Raw genomic sequence first — 20,609 nt, 5'->3', positions numbered from 1 at the left:
AGAGTCGGGGCTTTTTTGTGCCTGTGTGATTTGTGGTGTTCTTCAGTGCCTCTTCGCGAGCAAGCCCGCTCCCACAGGTTTTGTGGCTACAACTCGCTCACTGTGGGAGCGGGCTTGCTCGCGAAGAGGCCGGCCCAGACAACATAAAATCACAGCCATAAAAAAAGCCCCGCACTTCAATCGAAGGCGGGGCTTTTTGGGGTGCATTGATCAGAACAGATCGATCGGCGCCTGCTCATCCGCCGGCAGCGGACTGCCCGGTACGGCGCCGTTGCCCAGCTCATTCACCGAGGGCGGCGTGTCTTCGGACTTGAACAGCTCGAAGTAGGCGCCCGGCGTGCTCGGCGTTGCCGCACGACCGCTGACCGGATCCACCCGCAGGCTGAGGATGCCTTCCGGCTCAGGCTGCACGTGCGGCGGCTTGTCCTTGAGCGCGGCAGACATGTAGTTCATCCAGATCGGCAACGCCACGGTGCCGCCGAACTCGCGGCGACCGAGACTTTCCGGCTGGTCGAAACCGGTCCACACGGTGGTCACGTAATCGGCGTTGTAACCGGAGAACCACGCATCCTTCGATTCGTTGGTGGTACCGGTCTTGCCGGCGATGTCGCTGCGGCCCATGGCCAGTGCGCGGCGTCCGGTGCCGAGCTTGATCACGTCCTGCAGCATGCTGTTGAGGATGTACGTGGTACGTCCATCGACGATCCGCTCGGCCACGGCCGGCGCTTGTGGCGCGGCGGCAGCGCCCGGTGCTTCACCCGGAACCGGTGCGGCGTTGACGGTGATCGACTGAGGTGTCGGCGCCGCGATGCCATCGGTCGCCGAGCCACCCTGTGGCACGGTCGGCGGGTTGGCGACGAACAGCGTGTCACCGTTGCGGCTTTCGATCTTGTCGATGATGTACGGGGTGATCTTGTAGCCGCCGTTGGCGAAGGTGCTCCAGCCGGTAGCGATTTCCATCGGGGTCAGGGTCGCGGTGCCCAGCGCCAGCGACAGATTCGGCGGCAGGTCCTGCTTGTTGAAGCCGAAACGGGTGATGTAGTCGATGGTCTTGCCCACACCCATCGCCTGCAACAGGCGGATCGACACCAGGTTACGCGACTTGTACAGCGCCTCGCGCAGACGGATCGGGCCGAGGAAGGTGTTGGTGTCGTTCTTCGGCCGCCAGACCTTGTCCAGGTACTCGTCGACGAACACGATCGGCGCGTCGTTGACCAGGGTTGCGGCGGTGTAACCGCTGTCCAGCGCAGCGCTGTAGACGAACGGCTTGAAGCTCGACCCCGGCTGACGCTTGGCCTGCAGGGCGCGGTTGTAGTTGCTCTGCTCGAAGGCGAAACCGCCGACCAGCGAGCGAATCGCGCCGTTCTGCGGATCCAGCGACACCAGCGCGCCTTGCGCCTGCGGGATCTGGCTGAATTTCAGCGAATTGTTCGGCTGACGCTGCACGCGAATCAGGTCGCCGACCTGCGCCACATCCGACGGCTGACGCGGTGCGGCGCCCATGCTGTTGGTGTTGAGGAACGGCCGCGCCCATTTCATGGTGTCCCAGGCGACGTGTTCTTCGCCGGTACGGGTCAGCACCTGCAAGCCATTCTTGTCGACCTGGGTAACGATGGCCGGCTCCAGGCTGCTGATGGTGCGCTGCTTGGTCAGCTCTGTCGCCCAGGCTTCGTGAGTCTTGCCCGGCAGGCGCGATTCAGGGCCACGGTAGCCGTGACGCTGATCGTAGGTCATCAGGCCTTCGTGCAGCGCGGTGTTGGCCATTTCCTGCAGGTTGCTCGGCACCGTGGTGGTGACGCGGAAACCTTCGGTGTAAGCGTCGCTGCCATAGCGACCGACCATTTCGGCTCGGGCCATTTCGGCGATGTACGGTGCGTTCACTTCCGGGGTCGGCACGTGATAACTGGCGTTCAGCGGCTCGTTGATCGCGGCGGTGTAGTCCGCCTCGGAAATCTTCCCGAGCTTGTACATGCGCCCAAGGATCCAGTCGCGACGCTCCTTGCTGCGCGCCGGGTTGGCCAGCGGGTTGAAGCGCGACGGGGCTTTCGGCAGGCCGGCGATCATCGCCATCTGCGCCAGGCTGACGTCGCGGATCGACTTACCGTAATACACCTGCGCCGCCGCCTCGATGCCGTAGGCGCGGTTACCCAGATAAATCTTGTTCACGTACAACTCGAGGATCTCGTCCTTGGTCAACTGCCGCTCGATCTGCAGGGCCAGAAGAATCTCGGTGGTTTTGCGCGAGAAGCTGCGTTCGCTGGTCAGGAAGAAGTTCTTCGCCACCTGCATGGTGATGGTGCTGCCGCCGGACTGAATGTGCCCGCTTTTGACCAGTTGGGTCGCGGCGCGCATCAGGCTGCTCGGATCGACGCCATAGTGGTTGGCGAAATTGTCGTCTTCAGCACTTAGTAACGCATTAATGAAATTGGGTGGAATGTCGGCGAAACGGATCGGAGTACGGCGCATTTCGCCAAATTCTGCGATCAACTTGTTGTCGCTGCTGTAGACCCGGAGCGGAATCTGCAACTGAATGCTTCTCAGCGCCTCCACAGACGGCAAACCCGGACTAAGGTAAAGAAACGCGCCGCTGAGACCTAAAAGCAGTCCGCAGAAAACGGCGACGATGGACCAACCGAAAAATTTCAGCAGACGAATCAAGGCTTTTGAACATCCAGGGCAAAGAATGAATTGGGCGACAGGGTTCCGGTAACACACAGAACAGCCTGGGCCGGCAGTAAAAAGCGGAAAAAAACGCTGGGCATTATAAGCACTTTTCTGCTGGGGGCGTCATTTGCGCTTCTGTCAAGACGGGGTGAAGGAACGCAATGCGTATTACAGAGTCCGTAACTCACGGAAAGTCATAGGGAATTGGTAGTGCTGGGACTCTTCAAGAAAAAGACCAATACGTTACTGGGGATCGACATCAGCTCCACTTCGGTGAAGCTGCTGGAGTTGAGCCGTCAGGGCGATCGCTACCGGGTCGAAGCCTACGCGGTCGAGCCGCTGCCGCCCAACGCCGTGGTCGAAAAGAACATCGCCGAGCTCGAAGGCGTGGGCCATGCCTTGGCCCGGGTGCTGGTCAAGGCACGCACCGGGCTCAAGAGCGTGGCGGTGGCGGTGGCCGGTTCTGCGGTGATCACCAAGATCATCGAGATGGACGCCGGGCTGACCGATGACGAGCTGGAAAACCAGCTGAAGATCGAAGCCGACCAATACATTCCCTATCCACTGGACGAAGTCGCCATCGATTTCGAAGTCCAGGGCGTGTCGCCGCGCAACCCGGAGCGGGTCAGCGTGCTGCTGGCCGCCTGTCGCAAGGAAAACGTCGAAGTCCGCGAAGCGGCGCTGGCGCTGGCCGGGCTGACCGCGCGCGTGGTCGATGTCGAGGCCTATGCGCTGGAGCGCTCGTTCGGCCTGCTCGCCACTCAACTGGCAGCCTCGCAGGAGCGCCTGACCGTGGCGGTGGTGGACATCGGCGCGACCATGACTACCCTCAGCGTCCTGCATAACGGCCGCATCATCTATACCCGCGAGCAACTGTTCGGTGGCCGGCAACTGACCGAGGAAATCCAGCGCCGCTACGGCCTGACTGTCGAGCAGGCCGGGCTGGCGAAAAAGCAGGGCGGTCTGCCGGACGACTATGTCAGCGAGGTATTGCAACCGTTCCGTGATGCTCTGGTGCAGCAGGTCTCGCGCTCGTTGCAGTTCTTCTTTGCCTCCGGGCAGTACAACGCCGTCGATCACATCCTGTTGGCCGGCGGCACCGCCTCGGTGCCGGGGCTGGATCGGCTGATCGAACAGCGTCTGGGCACCCCGACCCAGGTCGCCAACCCGTTTTCCGACATGGCCTTGAGCAGCAAGGTCAACGCCGGGGCCCTGGCCAGTGACGCGCCGGCCCTGATGATTGCCTGCGGGCTCGCGCTCAGGAGTTTCGACTGATGGCGCGGATCAACCTTCTCCCCTGGCGTGAGGAACGCCGCGAAGAGCGGCGCAAACGCTTTCTGCTGATCCTGATCGGGGTGTTCGTCGGTTCGGTGGGCGCAGTGTTCATCGCCGATCAGATCTTCAGTACCGCCATCGAGCGGCAGGCAGCACGCAATGCCTACATCGGCAAACAAATCGCCGTGGTGGACGAGCGGATCAAGCAGATCAGCGAGCTCAAGGCGCGGCGCCAGCAACTGGTCGAGCGCATGCGCATCATCCAGGACCTGCAGGGCAACCGGCAGATCAGCGGGCGGATTTTCGATCAGCTGGCGCGCACGCTGCCGGACGGGGTGTATTTCACCAGCGTGAAATTGCTCGGCAAGACGCTGTCGATCAGCGGCGCGGCGGAGTCGAACAACCGCGTTTCGGAGCTGATGCGCAATCTGGATGCTTCCGACTGGTTCGATGCGCCGAGTCTTAATGAAGTGAAAGCGACGACTGCCGGTCAGGTGGATCAGGCCAACGTCTTTCAGCTGACCGTGCGTCAGACCCAGCCAGCCGCGACGGAGGGCGACAAATGAAGCCGTCCGAATGGCTGCAAAGTCTGCGCAATATTGACTTCAACGATCTGGACACCAGCAATATCGGCTCCTGGCCGGCCGCGGTGAAAACTATCGCGGGAGCATTGCTGGCGGTGCTGGTGTTGGCGCTTGGCTATAACTTTTTCATCAGCGACATGGAAAACCAGCTGGAAGCCAAGCGTCAGGAAGAGGACACCTTGAAGGAGCAATTTGCCAGCAAGGCGCGCCTGGCCGCCAACCTGGAGCTCTACACCCAGCAGATGAAGGAGATGGAGAACACCTTCGGCGTGCTCCTGCGCCAATTGCCCAGCGACACCGAGGTCCCGGGATTGCTCGAGGACATTACCCGTACCGGGCTGGGCAGCGGTCTTGAATTCGAAGAGATCAAGCTGCTGCCGGAGGTGACCCAGCCGTTCTACATCGAGCTGCCGATCCAGATCACTGTCACCGGGGCTTACCACGACCTCGCGACCTTCGTCAGTGGCGTCGCCGGGTTGCCACGGATCGTCACCTTGCACGATTTCGAACTGGCACCGGCCAATCCCGATGGCGGGACGAAGCTGCGCATGAGCATTCTCGCCAAGACCTACCGCTATAACGACAAGGGGTTGGACAAATGACCCCGATCCGTTATTTCGCCCTGTCAGTGCTGTTGCTGGGTCTTGGCGGATGCTTTGGTGGAGATGACTTCAGCGACCTCGATGCCTACATGAACGAAGTGCGTCTGCGCCCGGCCGGCCGGATCGAGCCGACGCCGACGTTTCATTCCTATCCTACTTTTACCTACAGCGCGGCCAACCTGCGTAGCCCGTTCTCGCGCCAGGTGCGCGTCGATCTGGCCGGGCAGCAGCGTGGCTCGCGCAACGTCAAACCCGACCCCAACCGGGTCAAGCAATACCTCGAAGGTTTCAACATCGAGCAGTTTGAAATGGTCGGCACGATCTCCAATGCCAGCGGCTCCTTCGCCTTGCTGCGCGGGGCGGGTGCAGTGCATCGGTTGAAAGTCGGCGACTACCTGGGGCGCAACGACGGGCGCATTGTCGCCATCAGCGCCACTCAGGTCGATGTGGTCGAGATCGTGCCCGACGGCGAAGGCGCCTGGCTGGAACGTCCGCGCACCATTCCTTTGAAAGAGCACTCATAGTGGAAGTCGAACAATGAACAGGATTTTCTCCACCCTCGGTTTTTCGCTATGGATAGCGCTGCTTTCACCGATGGTTCAGGCGGCCAGCCTCAAGACGCTGGATGTCGCGGCGTTGCCGGGTGACCGCATCGAGTTGAAGCTGTCGTTCGACAGCCCGCCACCGCAACCCAAGGGCTACACCACCGAATCGCCGGCGCGAATCGCCCTGGATCTGCCGGGTGTCGCCAGCCAACTGACGAGCAAGACCCGCGATCTGGGCAGCGGTAACGCGCGAACCGCCACAGTGGTGGAAGCCAACGACCGCACGCGCCTGATCATCAACCTGACGCAACTGACGCCCTACACCTCACGGGTCGAGGGCAACAATCTGTTCGTGGTGGTCGGGCAGGGCGCCAAGCCTGCTGCGCCACGGCCAGCCGTTGTTGCGCCACGACCGGTCGCGGCGCCGGCGAAGGCTTATACCCCCGTCGCCAAAACCATTCGTGGTGTCGACTTCCAGCGCGGCACTGCGGGGGAGGGCAATGTCGTCATCGACCTGTCGGACCCGGCCATCGCCCCGGACATCCAGGAGCATGACGGCAAGATCATCCTCAGCTTTGCTCGCACGCAGTTGCCCGACAGGCTGCGGGTGCGCCTCGACGTCAAGGACTTCGCCACGCCGGTGCAGTTCGTCAACGCTGCCGCCACTGGTGATCGTGCGGTGATCACCGTCGAACCCAGCGGCACGTTCGACTATTCCACCTATCAGACCGACAACAAACTGACCGTCAGTATTCGCCCGATGACGGTCGATGACCTGCAAAAGCGCAACGCTGACCGCAACAGCTACAGCGGCGAAAAGCTTTCGCTGAATTTCCAGGACATCGACGTGCGCTCGGTGCTGCAACTGATCGCCGATTTCACCAACCTCAATCTGGTGGCCAGCGATACCGTGCAGGGCGGGATCACCTTGCGTCTGCAGAACGTGCCGTGGGATCAGGCGCTGGACCTGGTGCTGAAAACCAAGGGGCTGGACAAGCGCAAGATCGGCAACGTGTTGCTGGTGGCGCCGGCCGACGAAATCGCCGCCCGCGAACGCCAGGAACTGGAGTCACAGAAACAGATCGCCGAACTGGCGCCGCTGCGCCGCGAGCTGCTGCAAGTGAATTACGCCAAGGCCGCGGACATCGCCAAGCTGTTCCAGTCGGTGACCAGCGCCGAGGCGAAAATCGACGAGCGTGGCTCGATCACTGTCGATGAGCGCACCAACAACATCATTGCCTACCAGACCCAGGATCGCCTCGACGAACTGCGGCGGATCGTGGCGCAACTGGATATTCCGGTGCGTCAGGTGATGATCGAGGCGCGGATTGTCGAAGCCAACGTCGATTACGACAAGAGTCTGGGCGTGCGCTGGGGCGGTTCGATCCAGAACAAGGGCAACTGGAACACCTCGGGGGTCAGCAATGGCTCGTCGACCACCATCGGCACACCGGGCAGTACCAGTACCAACTCGCCGTTCGTCGACATGGGCACGGTCGGTAATACCTCGGGGATCGGCATCGCCTTCATCACCGACAATGTGCTGCTCGATCTTGAGCTGACCGCCATGGAGAAGACCGGCAACGGTGAGATCGTCTCGCAGCCCAAAGTGGTCACCTCCGACAAAGAGACGGCGAAGATCCTCAAGGGCACCGAGATTCCGTATCAGGAGGCGAGCTCCAGCGGTGCGACGTCGGTGTCGTTCAAGGAGGCTTCGCTGTCGCTGGAAGTGACGCCGCAGATCACCCCCGACAACCGCATTATCATGGAGGTCAAGGTCACCAAGGACGAACCGGACTACCTGAACAAAGTGCAGGATGTACCGCCGATCAAGAAGAACGAGGTCAACGCCAAGGTGCTGGTGAACGACGGCGAGACCATCGTGATTGGGGGCGTTTTCTCAAATACTCAAAGCAAGGTCGTAGATAAGGTGCCATTTCTTGGCGATGTGCCGTATCTTGGCCGCCTTTTCCGGCGTGATGTGGTTTCGGAGAAAAAATCCGAGCTGCTGGTATTTCTCACTCCGCGTATCATGAATAACCAGGCGATTGCTGTGAGTCGTTGATTCTGTGCGAAATTTGATTCTTGTAGGACCGATGGGCGCTGGAAAAAGCACCATCGGCCGGTTGCTGGCCAAAGAGCTGCGCCTGCCGTTCAAAGATTCCGACAAGGAAATTGAACTGCGCACGGGCGCCAATATCCCGTGGATCTTCGACAAGGAAGGCGAGCCCGGCTTTCGTGACCGTGAGCAGGCGATGATCGCCGAGCTGTGCGCGTTCGACGGCGTGGTGCTGGCGACCGGCGGCGGTGCGGTAATGCGCGATGCCAACCGCAAGGCCCTGCACGCGGGCGGGCGGGTGGTGTATCTGCATGCCTCCGTCGAGCAGCAGGTCGGGCGTACGTCGCGCGATCGCAATCGTCCTTTGCTACGCACCGCCGATCCGGCGAAAACCCTGCGAGACTTGTTGGAGATCCGCGATCCGCTCTATCGAGAGATCGCCGATCTGGTGGTGGAAACCGACGAACGGCCACCGCGCATGGTGGTGCTCGACATTCTCGACCGTCTGGCGCAGCTGCCACCCCGTTAAAGCGCCGCCGGAAATGCGCTATCCTCGGCGTCCTGTCACAGTCGCCGAGGTTGTGGCGGATGGCGTGCGAGCGGCGTCAGATTCGCTATAGGCCGCAGACAACCAATAATTCAGGGCAGGACGCCTGCTTCCATCTTCACTGTGGGGACACATGCAGACACTCAAGGTCGATCTAGGCGAGCGCAGCTACCCGATTCATATTGGCGAAGGTTTGTTGGATCAGCCCGAGTTGCTGGCGCCGCATATCCATGGGCGGCAAGTGGCAATCATCTCCAACGAGACCGTTGCGCCGCTCTATCTCGAACGTCTGACCCGCAGCCTTGCGCAGTTCTCGGTGATCTCGGTGGTGCTGCCGGACGGGGAAGCCTTCAAGAACTGGGAAACCCTGCAACTGATCTTCGACGGCCTGCTGACTGCCCGTCACGACCGCCGCACCACGATCATCGCCCTCGGCGGCGGGGTCATCGGTGACATGGCCGGTTTTGCTGCCGCCTGCTATCAGCGCGGCGTCGATTTCATCCAGATTCCTACCACGCTGTTGTCCCAGGTCGATTCGTCGGTGGGCGGCAAGACCGGCATCAACCATCCGCTGGGCAAGAACATGGTCGGCGCGTTCTATCAGCCGAACGTGGTGCTGATCGATACTGCATCGCTGAAAACCCTGCCGGAGCGTGAACTGTCCGCCGGTCTGGCCGAAGTCATCAAGTACGGTCTGATCTGCGACGAGCCGTTCCTGACCTGGCTCGAAGACAACGTCGACGCTCTGCGCGCGCTGGACCAGAAGGCCCTGACCTACGCCATCGAGCGTTCCTGCGCGGCCAAGGCGGCAGTGGTCGGTGCCGATGAGAAGGAAACCGGCGTGCGCGCCACGCTCAATCTCGGCCACACCTTCGGCCACGCCATCGAGACCCACATGGGCTATGGTGTCTGGTTGCATGGTGAGGCGGTGGCCGCTGGCACCGTGATGGCGCTGGAGATGTCCGCGCGTCTGGGCTGGATCAGCGAGCAGGAACGTGATCGCGGCATTCGTCTGTTCCAGCGTGCCGGTCTGCCGGTGATTCCGCCGGAAGAAATGACCGAAGCCGATTTTCTCGAACATATGGCAATTGATAAAAAAGTGATCGACGGTCGTCTGCGCCTGGTGCTGCTGCGCCGGATGGGCGAAGCGGTGGTTACCGCCGATTATCCGAAAGAGGTTCTACAGGCCACGCTGGGAGCGGATTACCGCGCTCTGGCTCAGCTTAAAGGTTAATAAGATTCCGATGACTAGTTTGCATGCCGACGAGGCGTTCCTCGGCCATTTCCAGTTAAGTCACGACCCTTTCGCGCCGCGGGTGCCGGGCTTCAAATTCTTCCCGGCCCAGCGCAAACCGGTGCTGGGGCAATTGCACCACCTGGCGCGTTACAGCCAGTTGCTGCTGGTGGTCACCGGCCCGCAGGGCAGCGGCAAGACCTTGCTGCGTCAGGCGCTGGTGGCCAGCACCAACAAGCAATCGGTACAAAGCGTTGTCGTGTCGGCCCGTGGAGCTGGCGATGCCGCCGGCGTGCTGCGTCAGGTGGCTCAGGCACTGAACGTGGCTCAGGCCGAAGTTGGCGCGATTCTGGATCAGGTGGTGCAGCTCGCGCTTACCGGCCAGGAGGTCTATCTGCTGGTGGATGACGCCGAGCAGCTCGACGAATCCGCCCTCGAAGCGCTGATGGCGCTAGGGGCCGGTGCACCGGAAGGTCGCCCGCATGTGTTCCTGTTCGGTGAGTCGTCGCTGATCGCGCAACTGGAGGCCTTGCACCTCGAGGAAGAGCGCTTCCACGTCATCGAACTGCAGCCGTATACCGAAGAAGAGACCCGCGAATATCTCGACCAACGGCTCGAAGGTGCGGGCCGGGGTGTCGAACTTTTCACCGCGGATCAGATCTCTGAGATTCACGAAAGCGCCGAGGGTTGGCCTGGCAACATCAACCAGGTCGCTCGCGATGCACTGATCGAAGTCATGATTGCCAGCCGCTCTGCGGTCAAGCGTCCAAGTATGGGGTTCAACATGCCGAAGAAACACGTATTGGCGATATCCGCCGTCGTTGTGGTCGCGGTCGCCGCCGCCTGGCTGATGCCGGGTCGCAACAAGGCGCCAACCACTGGCGCACCCGCCAACGAACAGGCACAACTGCCATTGGGTCAGGGCGCCAAGGGTGGCGCACCGAACGTCGAGTTCGCCGGCAATACCCAGCCGATGCCGCTGCCGCTGGTCGGCAACTCGCAACCGGTGATGCGCGGCCCGTTGGCTGAAGCCGCAGGCGGCATCACTGAAGGTGACGACGGCGTGCCGGTCGAAGGCTCCAGCGCAACGCCGCCGACCGTCACGACTTCCGCACCACCGGCAGGTGTTCCGGCCGGCCCGGCTCCGACGCCAGTACCTGTTCCGGCGGCCAAGCCGACCCCGGCACCGACTCAGGTCGCCACCGCCAAGCCTGCTCCGGCAGCGCCAGCGGCCAAACCGGCTCCGGCTCCGGCCAAGCCTGTTGCGGCTGCCAAACCGGCAGAGAAGCCGGTTACCGTGGCCAAGGCTGCCGGTGGCAGCTGGTACGCCGGTCAGCCGACCAGCAATTACGTGGTGCAGATCCTCGGCACCAGCTCCGAAGCGACCGCGCAGAACTTCGTCAAGGAGCAGGGCGGCGAGTACCGTTATTTCAAGAAAGTCCTCAACGGCAAGCCTCTCTACGTGATCACCTACGGCAACTTCGCCAATCGTGATGCAGCCGTTTCTGCCATCAAGGCCTTGCCAGCGAAGGTTCAGGCTGGTAAACCTTGGCCTCGCACTGTCGCCAGCGTCCAACAGGAACTGGCAACAACTCGCTGAAGATTCGGCGGCCTTACCCAGGCCGCCTCTCCAAGCACCTCAAAATTTCTACGAGTGCGCGCCGTCTCTACAGACCGCGTGCCTTGTGGTGTCTGCGTCACAGTAGTCTTTGAGTCGTTGCAGTCAAAATTAAAAAAGTTTTGACTAGCACAGCAGATCGCTTTAAACCTTTCACAAATGCGACATGAATTTGCGACATTTCGTCGTCAAATTTGTGAGCCTCTGTGTCGCTGTGTACAATGACCACCCTTTTGCCCCCGCAAAGCCGGCGTACGTTCGGCGCGGCAAGCAAGTGGTTGAATTGAAAAGAAATTTGCCTCGTAAAGAGGCAGCCTGGTGAGAAAGTGTCTATGAAAGCAGGTCTGTACCAACCAGATGAATTCAAGGATAACTGCGGTTTCGGCCTGATAGCTCATATGCAGGGCGAGCCCAGTCATACCCTTTTGCAAACGGCCATCGAGGCCCTGACCTGCATGACCCACCGCGGTGGGATTAATGCCGACGGCAAGACCGGTGACGGTTGCGGTCTGCTGATTCAAAAGCCTGACGCGTTCCTGCGGGCGATGGCCCAGGAAAACTTCAGCGTCGAACTGCCCAAGCAATATGCCGTGGGCATGGTCTTCTTCAACCAGGATCCGGCCAAGGCCGAAGCCGCTCGCGAGAACATGAACCGCGAGATCCTCGCTGAAGGCCTGCAACTGATCGGCTGGCGCAAAGTGCCGATCGACACCAGCGTCCTCGGCCGCCTGGCCCTCGAGCGCCTGCCGCAGATCGAGCAGGTGTACATCGGCGGTGAAGGCCTGAGCGATCAGGACATGGCGGTCAAGCTGTTCAGCGCCCGTCGTCGCTCGTCGGTGGCCAACGCCGCCGACACCGACCACTACATCTGCAGCTTTTCGCACAAGACCATCATCTATAAAGGCCTGATGATGCCGGCCGACCTGGCCGCGTTCTATCCGGACCTGGGTGACCAGCGCCTGCAAACCGCGATCTGCGTGTTCCACCAGCGCTTCTCCACCAACACCTTGCCGAAATGGCCGCTGGCCCAGCCATTCCGTTTCCTCGCCCACAACGGTGAGATCAACACCATCACTGGTAACCGTAACTGGGCACAGGCCCGTCGGACCAAGTTCAGCAACGATCTGATGGATCTGGAAGAACTCGGCCCGCTGGTCAACCGTGTCGGTTCCGACTCCTCGAGCATGGACAACATGCTCGAACTGATGGTCACCGGTGGCATCGACCTGTTCCGTGGCGTGCGGATGATCATTCCGCCTGCGTGGCAGAACGTTGAAACCATGGACCCGGATCTGCGTGCGTTCTACGAGTACAACTCGATGCACATGGAACCGTGGGACGGCCCGGCCGGCGTGGTAATGACCGATGGTCGTTACGCGGTGTGCCTGCTCGACCGTAACGGTCTGCGTCCGGCGCGCTGGGTTACCACCACCAACGGTTTCATCACCGTTGCTTCGGAAATCGGCGTCTGGAACTACCAGCCAGAAGACGTGATCGCCAAGGGCCGTGTCGGTCCGGGGCAGATCCTCGCCGTGGACACCGAGACCGGGCAGATCCTCGACACCGACGCGATCGACAACCGTCTGAAATCCCGTCATCCGTACAAGCAATGGTTGCGCAAGAATGCCCTGCGCATCCAGGCGACCATGGAAGACAACGACCACGGTTCGGCGTTCTACGATGTCGATCAGCTCAAGCAATACATGAAGATGTATCAGGTCACGTTCGAAGAGCGTGATCAGGTGCTGCGCCCGCTTGGCGAACAGGGCTACGAAGCCGTTGGTTCGATGGGCGACGACACGCCGATGGCCGTGCTGTCGCAGCGTGTGCGCACGCCGTACGACTATTTCCGCCAGCAGTTTGCGCAGGTCACCAACCCGCCGATCGACCCGCTGCGTGAAGCGATCGTGATGTCGCTGGAGATCTGCCTCGGTGCCGAGCGCAACATCTTCCAGGAATCGCCGGAGCACGCCTCGCGCGTGATCCTCAGCTCGCCAGTGATCTCGCCGGCCAAGTGGCGCTCGCTGATGAACCTCGACCGCCCGGGTTTCGAGCGGCAGATCATCGACCTCAACTACGACGAAAGCCTCGGCCTCGAAGCGGCGATTCGCAACGTCGCCGATCAGGCTGAAGAAGCCGTGCGCGCCGGGCGTACCCAGATCGTCCTCAGCGACCGCCATATCGCCCCGGGCAAGCTGCCGATCCACGCTTCGCTGGCCACCGGCGCGGTGCACCACCGCCTGACCGAAAAAGGCCTGCGCTGCGATTCCAACATCCTCGTTGAAACCGCCACCGCGCGCGATCCGCATCACTTTGCGGTGCTGATCGGTTTCGGCGCCTCGGCGGTCTATCCGTTCCTGGCCTACGAAGTGCTGGGCGACCTGATCCGTACCGGTGAAGTGCTGGGCGACCTCTATGAGGTGTTCAAGAACTACCGCAAGGGCATCACCAAAGGTCTGCTGAAGATCCTGTCGAAGATGGGCATCTCGACCATCGCCTCGTACCGTGGTGCGCAACTGTTCGAAGCCATCGGCTTGTCCGAAGAAGTTTGCGAACTGAGCTTCCGTGGCGTGCCGAGCCGCATCAAGGGTGCGCGTTTCGTCGACATCGAAGCCGAGCAGAAAGCCCTCGCTACCGAAGCCTGGAGTCCGCGCAAGCCGATCCAGCAGGGCGGTCTGCTGAAGTTCGTCCACGGCGGCGAATACCACGCGTACAACCCGGACGTGGTCAACACCCTGCAAGCCGCCGTGCAGCAGGGCGACTATGCCAAGTTCAAGGAATACACCTCGCTGGTGGACAACCGTCCGGTGTCGATGATTCGCGACCTGTTCAAGGTCAAGACCCTCGACAAGCCGCTGGACATCAGTGAAGTCGAACCGCTGGAATCGGTGCTCAAGCGCTTCGACTCCGCCGGTATCTCGCTGGGCGCACTGTCGCCGGAAGCGCACGAAGCCCTGGCCGAAGCCATGAACCGCCTCGGCGCGCGTTCCAACTCCGGCGAAGGCGGCGAAGACCCGGCGCGCTACGGCACCATCAAGAGCTCGAAAATCAAGCAGGTCGCGACCGGCCGTTTCGGTGTCACCCCGGAATACCTGGTCAACGCCGAAGTGCTGCAGATCAAGGTCGCGCAGGGCGCCAAACCGGGCGAGGGCGGGCAACTGCCGGGCGGCAAGGTCAACGGGCTGATCGCCAAGCTGCGTTATGCAGTGCCGGGCGTGACCCTGATTTCGCCACCGCCGCACCACGACATCTACTCGATCGAAGACTTGTCGCAATTGATCTTCGACCTGAAACAGGTCAACCCGAAGGCACTGGTTTCGGTGAAACTGGTCGCGGAAGCGGGCGTCGGCACCATCGCCGCCGGTGTAGCCAAGGCCTATGCGGACTTGATCACCATCTCCGGCTACGACGGTGGCACCGGTGCTTCGCCGCTGACCTCGATCAAATACGCGGGCGCTCCGTGGGAACTCGGCCTCGCTGAAACCCACCAGACCCTGCGCGGCAACGACCTGCGCGGCAAAGTCCGGGTGCAGACCGACGGCGGCCTGAAAACCGGCCTCGACGTGATCAAGGCTGCGATCCTCGGCGCCGAAAGCTTCGGCTTCGGTACGGCACCGATGATCGCCCTGGGCTGCAAATACCTGCGCATCTGCCACCTGAACAACTGCGCCACTGGCGTCGCGACGCAGAACGAGAAGCTGCGCAAGGATCACTACATTGGCACCGTCGACATGGTGGTGAATTTCTTCACCTACGTCGCCGAAGAAACCCGTGAGTGGCTGGCCAAGCTCGGCGTGCGTTCCCTCGAAGAGCTGATCGGCCGCACCGATCTGCTGGAAATCCTCGAAGGCCAGACCGCCAAGCAACACCATCTGGATCTGACCCCGCTGCTGGGCAGCGATCACATCCCGGCGGACAAACCGCAATTCTGCGGCGTTGAGCGCAACCCGCCGTTTGACCAGGGCCTGCTGGCCGAGAAAATGGTCGACATGGCGACGTCGGCGATCAACGACCTCAGCGGCGCCGAGTTCGAACTGGACATCTGCAACTGCGACCGTTCGATCGGTGCGCGGATCTCCGGCGAAATCGCACGCAAGCACGGCAATCAGGGCATGGCCAACGCGCCGATCACCTTCCGCTTCAAAGGCACGGCCGGTCAGAGCTTCGGCGTGTGGAACGCCGGCGGTCTGCACATGTACCTGGAAGGCGACGCCAACGACTACGTCGGCAAAGGCATGACTGGCGGCAAACTGGTCATCGTGCCGCCGAAGGGCAGCGTCTATCAGACTCAGAACAGCGCCATCATCGGCAACACCTGCCTGTACGGCGCCACCGGCGGCAAGTTGTTCGCCGCCGGCACCGCGGGCGAGCGTTTTGCTGTGCGTAACTCCGGTGCCCACACCGTCGTGGAAGGCACTGGCGATCACTGCTGCGAGTACATGACCGGTGGTTTCGTCTGCGTCCTGGGCAAGACCGGTTACAACTTCGGCTCTGGCATGACCGGTGGTTTCGCCTACGTGCTCGATCAGGACAACACCTTCGTTGACCGGGTCAACCACGAACTGGTGGAAATCCAGCGGATCAGCGGCGAGGCGATGGAAGCCTACCGCAGCCACCTGCAGAACGTGCTGAACGAGTACGTCAAGGAAACCGAGAGCGAGTGGGGTCGTGAACTCGCCGAGAACCTTGATGACTACCTGCGTCGTTTCTGGCTGGTCAAGCCTAAGGCTGCCAACCTGAAGTCGTTGCTTTCCAGCACTCGTGCCAACCCGCAGTGATATGCGCCTGAAGAGTTTGATGAGGTTTTAACAATGGCTGAACGTCTGAATAACGACTTCCAGTTCATCGATGTCGGGCGCAAGGATCCGAAGAAGAAACTGTTGCGTCAACGCAAGAAAGAGTTCGTCGAGATCTACGAACCGTTCAAACCCCAGCAGTCGGCCGACCAGGCCCACCGCTGCCTGGGTTGCGGCAACCCGTATTGCGAGTGGAAGTGCCCGGTGCACAACTTCATTCCCAACTGGCTGAAGCTGGTGGCCGAGGGCAACATCCTCCAGGCCGCCGAGCTGTCGCACCAGACCAACACCCTGCCGGAAGTCTGTGGCCGGGTGTGCCCGCAGGATCGGCTGTGCGAGGGTGCCTGCACCCTCAACGACGGTTTCGGTGCGGTGACCATCGGTTCGGTCGAGAAGTACATCACCGACACTGCGTTCGCCATGGGCTGGCGCCCGGACATGTCCAAGGTCAAACCGACCGGCAAACGTGTCGCGATCATCGGTGCGGGCCCGGCGGGTCTGGGCTGTGCCGACGTGCTGGTGCGTGGCGGTGTGACCCCGGTGGTGTTCGACAAGAACCCGGAAATCGGCGGTCTGCTGACCTTCGGCATTCCCGAGTTCAAGCTTGAGAAGAGCGTGCTGAGCAATCGTCGCGAAGTCTTCACCGGCATGGGCATTGAGTTCCGCCTCAACACTGAGGTCGGCAAGGACGTGACCATGGAGCAACTGCTCGCCGAATACGATGCGGTATTCATGGGCATGGGCACCTACACCTACATGAAGGGCGGTTTTGCCGGTGAGGATCTGCCGGGCGTCTACGACGCGCTGGACTTCCTGATTGCCAACGTCAACCGCAACCTGGGCTTTGAAAAGTCGCCGGAAGATTTCGTCGACATGAAAGGCAAGAAGGTCGTGGTACTCGGCGGTGGCGACACGGCGATGGACTGCAACCGCACCTCGATTCGTCAGGGCGCCAAGTCGGTGACCTGCGCCTATCGTCGTGACGAAGCGAACATGCCCGGCTCGCGCAAAGAGGTGAAGAACGCCAAGGAAGAAGGCGTGAAATTCCTCTACAACCGCCAGCCGATCGCGATCGTTGGCGAAGACAAGGTTGAAGGCGTGAAAGTGGTCGAGACCCGTCTCGGCGAACCGGATGCCCGTGGCCGTCGCAGCCCCGAGCCGATCCCGGGCTCCGAAGAGATCATCCCGGCCGACGCCGTGGTCATCGCGTTCGGTTTCCGCCCGAGCCCGGCACCGTGGTTCGAACAGTTCGAAATCCAGACCGACAGCCAGGGCCGTGTCGTCGCGCCTGAGCAAGGTCAGTACAAGCACCAGACCAGCAACCCGAAAATCTTCGCCGGTGGCGACATGGTGCGCGGTTCCGACCTGGTGGTAACGGCAATCTTCGAAGGCCGCAATGCGGCTGAAGGGATCCTCGATTACCTGGGTGTCTAAGCAAACAACGCAATACCTTGTAGGAGTGAGCCTGCTCGCGATGACGGTAGATCAGTCCCTGATGCATTGACTGAAACACCGCTATCGCGAGCAGGCTCGCTCCCACAGTTGTTTCTCGGTGTTGCAAAATCAGTATTCCAACGCAATAAATTGACCCGATAGACAAAAGGCTGACCTGCATCCGTGCCTTTTGCGTCGCGCTCTGAGAAAATGCCCGCACTTTTTTTCCGGATGCCGACATGACTGCCCTGAAGAACGACCGTTTCCTCCGCGCCCTGCTCAAGCAACCTGTAGACGTCACCCCGGTGTGGATGATGCGCCAGGCCGGCCGCTACCTGCCTGAATACCGCGCCAGCCGTGCCCAGGCCGGTGATTTCATGAGCCTGTGCATGAATCCGGAATTCGCTTGCGAAGTTACGTTGCAACCGCTCGACCGCTACCCGCAACTGGACGCGGCGATCCTGTTCTCCGACATCCTCACCATCCCCGATGCCATGGGCCAGGGCCTGTACTTCGAGACCGGTGAAGGTCCGCGCTTCAAGAAAGTCGTCAGCACCCTCGCTGACATCGAGGCGTTGCCGATCCCGGATCCACACAAGGACCTCGGCTACGTGATGGACGCGGTCAGCACCATCCGCCGCGAGCTGAACGGCCGTGTGCCGCTGATCGGCTTCTCCGGCAGCCCGTGGACCCTCGCCACTTACATGGTTGAAGGCGGCTCGTCGAAAGACTTCCGCAAGACCAAGGCGATGCTCTACGACAACCCGCAAGCCATGCACCTGCTGCTGGACAAACTGGCGCAGTCGGTGACCTCGTACCTCAACGGCCAGATCCAGGCCGGCGCGCAAGCGGTGCAGATCTTCGATACCTGGGGCGGCAACCTGTCGGCGGCGGCGTACCAGGAGTTCTCCCTGGCCTACATGAAGAAAATCGTCAGCGGCCTGATCCGCGAGCACGACGGTCGCAAAGTGCCGGTGATCCTCTTCACCAAGAACGGCGGCCTGTGGCTGGAAAGTATCGCCGACGCTGGCGCCGACGCACTGGGCCTGGACTGGACCTGCGACATCGGCAACGCTCGCGCCCGTGTCGGCGACAAGGTCGCGCTGCAAGGCAACATGGACCCGACCGTGCTCTACGCCAAACCGGAAGCGATCCGCACTGAAGTCGGGCGCATTCTGGCCAGCTATGGCAAAGGCAGTGGCCACGTGTTCAACCTGGGTCATGGCATCACTCCGGAAGTCGACCCAGAGCACGCCGGTGCGTTCCTGCGCGCGGTGCATGAACTGTCGGCGCAGTATCACGAGTAAGATTTTGACACGACCGCCCGAATGCAATGTTCGGGCGGTAATTGATTTTTGTATGTTTAAGTTGAAAGTGCAATAAACCTTGTTCGTAAAGATTGTTTACTTTGTGCAGTTTCTGTTAATGGTTTTCTCGTTGACGTTGATAATTAAGAGCCTTGTAATGGCGCCACTTGTTTATCAGGATGGTTGCAATGAAAAGGGTTGGATATTCGCGTCTCCAGATTGCTTTGCACTGGATATCTGCGGCAGTAATTTTATGGGCTCTGTTGTCTGGCTTCTATGTGTCAGTCATTAAAGTTGCAGCGGAAACAAAATCGGTAGTCGGATTTATAAATGTTTCGGTGACGGCTTTATTTATTCCGATATTTATACTGAGATTGTATGTTTGTGTCAGAGGCTCTCACACCACTTGCGAGGTGGACAGGACCTTTGTGGAGCGTCTGGCGAGTTGGATGCATAAGTCTATTTATCTGATGACGGCGGTTGTCTTGCTCACAGGTATATTAATGATGGATCGACCGATCAATATATTTGATCTGGTTCTTATTCCGGCGCCGCTGAACGATCTACAGTGGATTGATCGGTTCTTCGTCATCCATGTTTGGGCGTGCGTGATGTTACTGGTTCAAGTAGCGCTACACATCGCAGCCGTTATCAAACACGAAATGTGTGGGCGCCGAATCCTGAAAAAAATGGTGTTCTGACTCAAGCGGGAGCGCTGCCACCGAGGGGCGGCAACTTCGCCAGTTTCAACGCCACCAACAGCGCGATCATCAACAGGGCGCCAATAAACAGGCCGATGCCATTCCACCCGCCGAGATGCCAGAACACCCCACCCGCCGTCCCGGCAATGCTGGAGCCTGCGTAATAACTGAACAGGTACAACGACGACGCCTGGCCCTTGGCCTTCAGCGCGCGCCGGCCGATCCAGCTGCTCGCCACCGAGTGCGCGCCGAAGAAGCCGAAGGTGAAGATCAGCATGCCGACGATCACCAGCAACAGCGGTGTGAACATGGTCAGTGCAAGGCCGGCGAACATCAGTGCGATGGTTGCCCACAGCACTTTGCGCCGCCCCAGTTTGTCCGCCAGCGAACCGATCTTCGCCGAGCTGTAGATGCCCGACAGGTACACCACCGACAGCAAACCGACGAACACCTGATCGAGGTTGTACGGCGCGGCCAGCAGGCGATAGCCGATGTAGTTGAACAGGGTGACGAAGGCGCCCATCAGCACGAATGCTTCAAGAAACAGCAGCGGCAGGCCGGCGTCGCGAAAGTGCATGGTGAAGCCATCAAGCAGGCTGCGTGGGTGCAGCGAGCGTGAGCGGAAGTTGCGCGATTCGGGAAGGATCTTCCAGAACACCGCCGCCGCGACCAGCGCCAGGCCGCCAATCACCAGCATCGCCGTGTGCCAGCTGACGAAATCGATCAGCACCCCGGTGATCAAGCGGCCGCTCATCCCGCCAATCGCGTTGCCGCCAATGTACAGGCCCATCGCCAGACCGATGTGCTGCGGATGGATTTCCTCGCTCAGATACGTCATCGCCACCGCCGCCAGACCACTCAACGACAGCCCGATCAGCGCGCGCATGATCAGCACGCCGTGCCAGCTCGGCATCATCGAGCTGGCGATGGTGCACAACGCGGCGGCGAACAGTGCCGCGACCATCACCGGTTTGCGTCCGACCCGGTCGGAAATCGGCCCGGTGATCAGCAGTCCGATGGCCAGCATGCCGGTCGCCACCGACAGAATCAGGCTGCTCTGCGCCGCGTTGATTCCATATTCGTGGGACAGCAGCGGCATCATCGGCTGCACGCAATACAGCAGAGCGAAGGTCGCGAAGCCACCGCTGAACAGCGCCAGCACCGTGCGCATGAACATCGGCGTGCCTTTTTCGATGTAGATCTCCTGCAGCTCGGCGATGACATCGTCCGCCGCGGCAGGCGG

The 20,609-nt window shown here is 60.9% G+C and carries 14 protein-coding genes; 12 read left to right on the top strand and 2 right to left on the bottom strand.

The window, feature by feature from the left end:
• Positions 1-210: 210 nt before the first annotated feature.
• A complete protein-coding gene (locus QRN61_RS02025; protein WP_439958302.1) occupies positions 211-2,655 on the bottom strand; it encodes a penicillin-binding protein 1A in 2,445 nt (814 codons plus the stop codon).
• A 219-nt stretch (positions 2,656-2,874) separates the two neighbouring features.
• Here QRN61_RS02025 and QRN61_RS02020 point away from each other — a divergent pair, with 219 nt between their 5' ends.
• The 12 genes from QRN61_RS02020 to QRN61_RS01965 all read left to right on the top strand — a co-directional run bounded on the left by QRN61_RS02020 (position 2,875) and on the right by QRN61_RS01965 (position 19,366).
• The gene (locus QRN61_RS02020) at positions 2,875-3,939 is read left to right on the top strand and encodes a type IV pilus assembly protein PilM (protein WP_247840908.1); all 1,065 of its coding nucleotides are present in this window, start codon (positions 2,875-2,877) and stop codon (positions 3,937-3,939) included.
• On the top strand, positions 3,939-4,505 hold the full coding sequence (locus tag QRN61_RS02015) for a PilN domain-containing protein (RefSeq protein WP_097087018.1): 567 nt from the start codon (positions 3,939-3,941) through the stop codon (positions 4,503-4,505). The genes QRN61_RS02020 and QRN61_RS02015 overlap by 1 nt, the downstream gene beginning before the upstream one ends.
• Positions 4,502-5,125: a type 4a pilus biogenesis protein PilO gene (gene pilO / locus QRN61_RS02010; RefSeq protein ID WP_097087020.1), complete on the top strand. Its 624-nt coding sequence runs from the start codon at positions 4,502-4,504 to the stop codon at positions 5,123-5,125. Before QRN61_RS02015 ends, pilO begins: the two co-directional genes overlap by 4 nt.
• Positions 5,122-5,649, top strand: a complete 528-nt coding sequence (locus QRN61_RS02005) for a pilus assembly protein PilP (protein WP_027611314.1) — start codon at positions 5,122-5,124, stop codon at positions 5,647-5,649. Before pilO ends, QRN61_RS02005 begins: the two co-directional genes overlap by 4 nt.
• A gap of 13 nt (positions 5,650-5,662) precedes the next feature.
• Positions 5,663-7,735: a type IV pilus secretin PilQ gene (locus QRN61_RS02000; protein WP_285373102.1), complete on the top strand. Its 2,073-nt coding sequence runs from the start codon at positions 5,663-5,665 to the stop codon at positions 7,733-7,735.
• Between the two features lie 4 nt (positions 7,736-7,739).
• Complete coding sequence (gene aroK / locus QRN61_RS01995) at positions 7,740-8,258, top strand: shikimate kinase AroK (RefSeq protein ID WP_027611316.1); 519 nt, start codon at positions 7,740-7,742, stop codon at positions 8,256-8,258.
• Positions 8,259-8,409: 151 nt separating this feature from the next.
• Positions 8,410-9,510 (top strand): 3-dehydroquinate synthase, encoded by a 1,101-nt coding sequence (gene aroB, locus QRN61_RS01990; protein ID WP_027611317.1) that lies wholly within the window; start codon positions 8,410-8,412, stop codon positions 9,508-9,510.
• 10 nt (positions 9,511-9,520) lie between these two features.
• Positions 9,521-11,110, top strand: coding sequence for an AAA family ATPase (locus QRN61_RS01985; RefSeq protein WP_123585560.1), 1,590 nt, complete (start codon positions 9,521-9,523; stop codon positions 11,108-11,110).
• A gap of 350 nt (positions 11,111-11,460) precedes the next feature.
• Entirely contained in the window at positions 11,461-15,906 is a 4,446-nt protein-coding gene (gene gltB, locus QRN61_RS01980) for a glutamate synthase large subunit (RefSeq protein ID WP_285373101.1), read from the top strand.
• Between the two features lie 33 nt (positions 15,907-15,939).
• Positions 15,940-17,358: a glutamate synthase small subunit GltD family protein gene (locus QRN61_RS01975; RefSeq protein ID WP_003220910.1), complete on the top strand. Its 1,419-nt coding sequence runs from the start codon at positions 15,940-15,942 to the stop codon at positions 17,356-17,358.
• Between the two features lie 239 nt (positions 17,359-17,597).
• The gene (gene hemE / locus QRN61_RS01970) at positions 17,598-18,665 is read left to right on the top strand and encodes a uroporphyrinogen decarboxylase (RefSeq protein WP_007952372.1); all 1,068 of its coding nucleotides are present in this window, start codon (positions 17,598-17,600) and stop codon (positions 18,663-18,665) included.
• 188 nt (positions 18,666-18,853) lie between these two features.
• Positions 18,854-19,366 (top strand): cytochrome b, encoded by a 513-nt coding sequence (locus tag QRN61_RS01965; protein WP_285373100.1) that lies wholly within the window; start codon positions 18,854-18,856, stop codon positions 19,364-19,366.
• A gap of 1 nt (position 19,367) precedes the next feature.
• Here the strand turns inward: QRN61_RS01965 and QRN61_RS01960 are convergent, their stop codons facing one another.
• Positions 19,368-20,585, bottom strand: coding sequence for an MFS transporter (locus tag QRN61_RS01960; RefSeq protein WP_502942563.1), 1,218 nt, complete (start codon positions 20,583-20,585; stop codon positions 19,368-19,370).
• Between the last annotated feature and the right edge of the window lie 24 nt (positions 20,586-20,609).

The organism is Pseudomonas sp. lyk4-TYG-107 (assembly GCF_030209055.1).
Taxonomy (GTDB): domain Bacteria; phylum Pseudomonadota; class Gammaproteobacteria; order Pseudomonadales; family Pseudomonadaceae; genus Aquipseudomonas; species Aquipseudomonas putida_A.
This window is presented reverse-complemented; position numbering and strand designations above follow the sequence as displayed.

Excerpts from the sequence above, each read along its gene's own strand:
- gltB (WP_285373101.1), top strand. The coding sequence starts at position 11,461 with ATGAAAGCAGGTCTGTACCAACCAGATGAATTCAAGGATAACTGCGGT.
- QRN61_RS02015 (WP_097087018.1), top strand. The coding sequence starts at position 3,939 with ATGGCGCGGATCAACCTTCTCCCCTGGCGTGAGGAACGCCGCGAAGAG.
- QRN61_RS02005 (WP_027611314.1), top strand. The coding sequence starts at position 5,122 with ATGACCCCGATCCGTTATTTCGCCCTGTCAGTGCTGTTGCTGGGTCTT.
- QRN61_RS01975 (WP_003220910.1), top strand. The coding sequence starts at position 15,940 with ATGGCTGAACGTCTGAATAACGACTTCCAGTTCATCGATGTCGGGCGC.
- QRN61_RS01985 (WP_123585560.1), top strand. The coding sequence starts at position 9,521 with ATGACTAGTTTGCATGCCGACGAGGCGTTCCTCGGCCATTTCCAGTTA.
- QRN61_RS02000 (WP_285373102.1), top strand. The coding sequence starts at position 5,663 with ATGAACAGGATTTTCTCCACCCTCGGTTTTTCGCTATGGATAGCGCTG.
- pilO (WP_097087020.1), top strand. The coding sequence starts at position 4,502 with ATGAAGCCGTCCGAATGGCTGCAAAGTCTGCGCAATATTGACTTCAAC.
- aroB (WP_027611317.1), top strand. The coding sequence starts at position 8,410 with ATGCAGACACTCAAGGTCGATCTAGGCGAGCGCAGCTACCCGATTCAT.
- hemE (WP_007952372.1), top strand. The coding sequence starts at position 17,598 with ATGACTGCCCTGAAGAACGACCGTTTCCTCCGCGCCCTGCTCAAGCAA.
- QRN61_RS01965 (WP_285373100.1), top strand. The coding sequence starts at position 18,854 with ATGAAAAGGGTTGGATATTCGCGTCTCCAGATTGCTTTGCACTGGATA.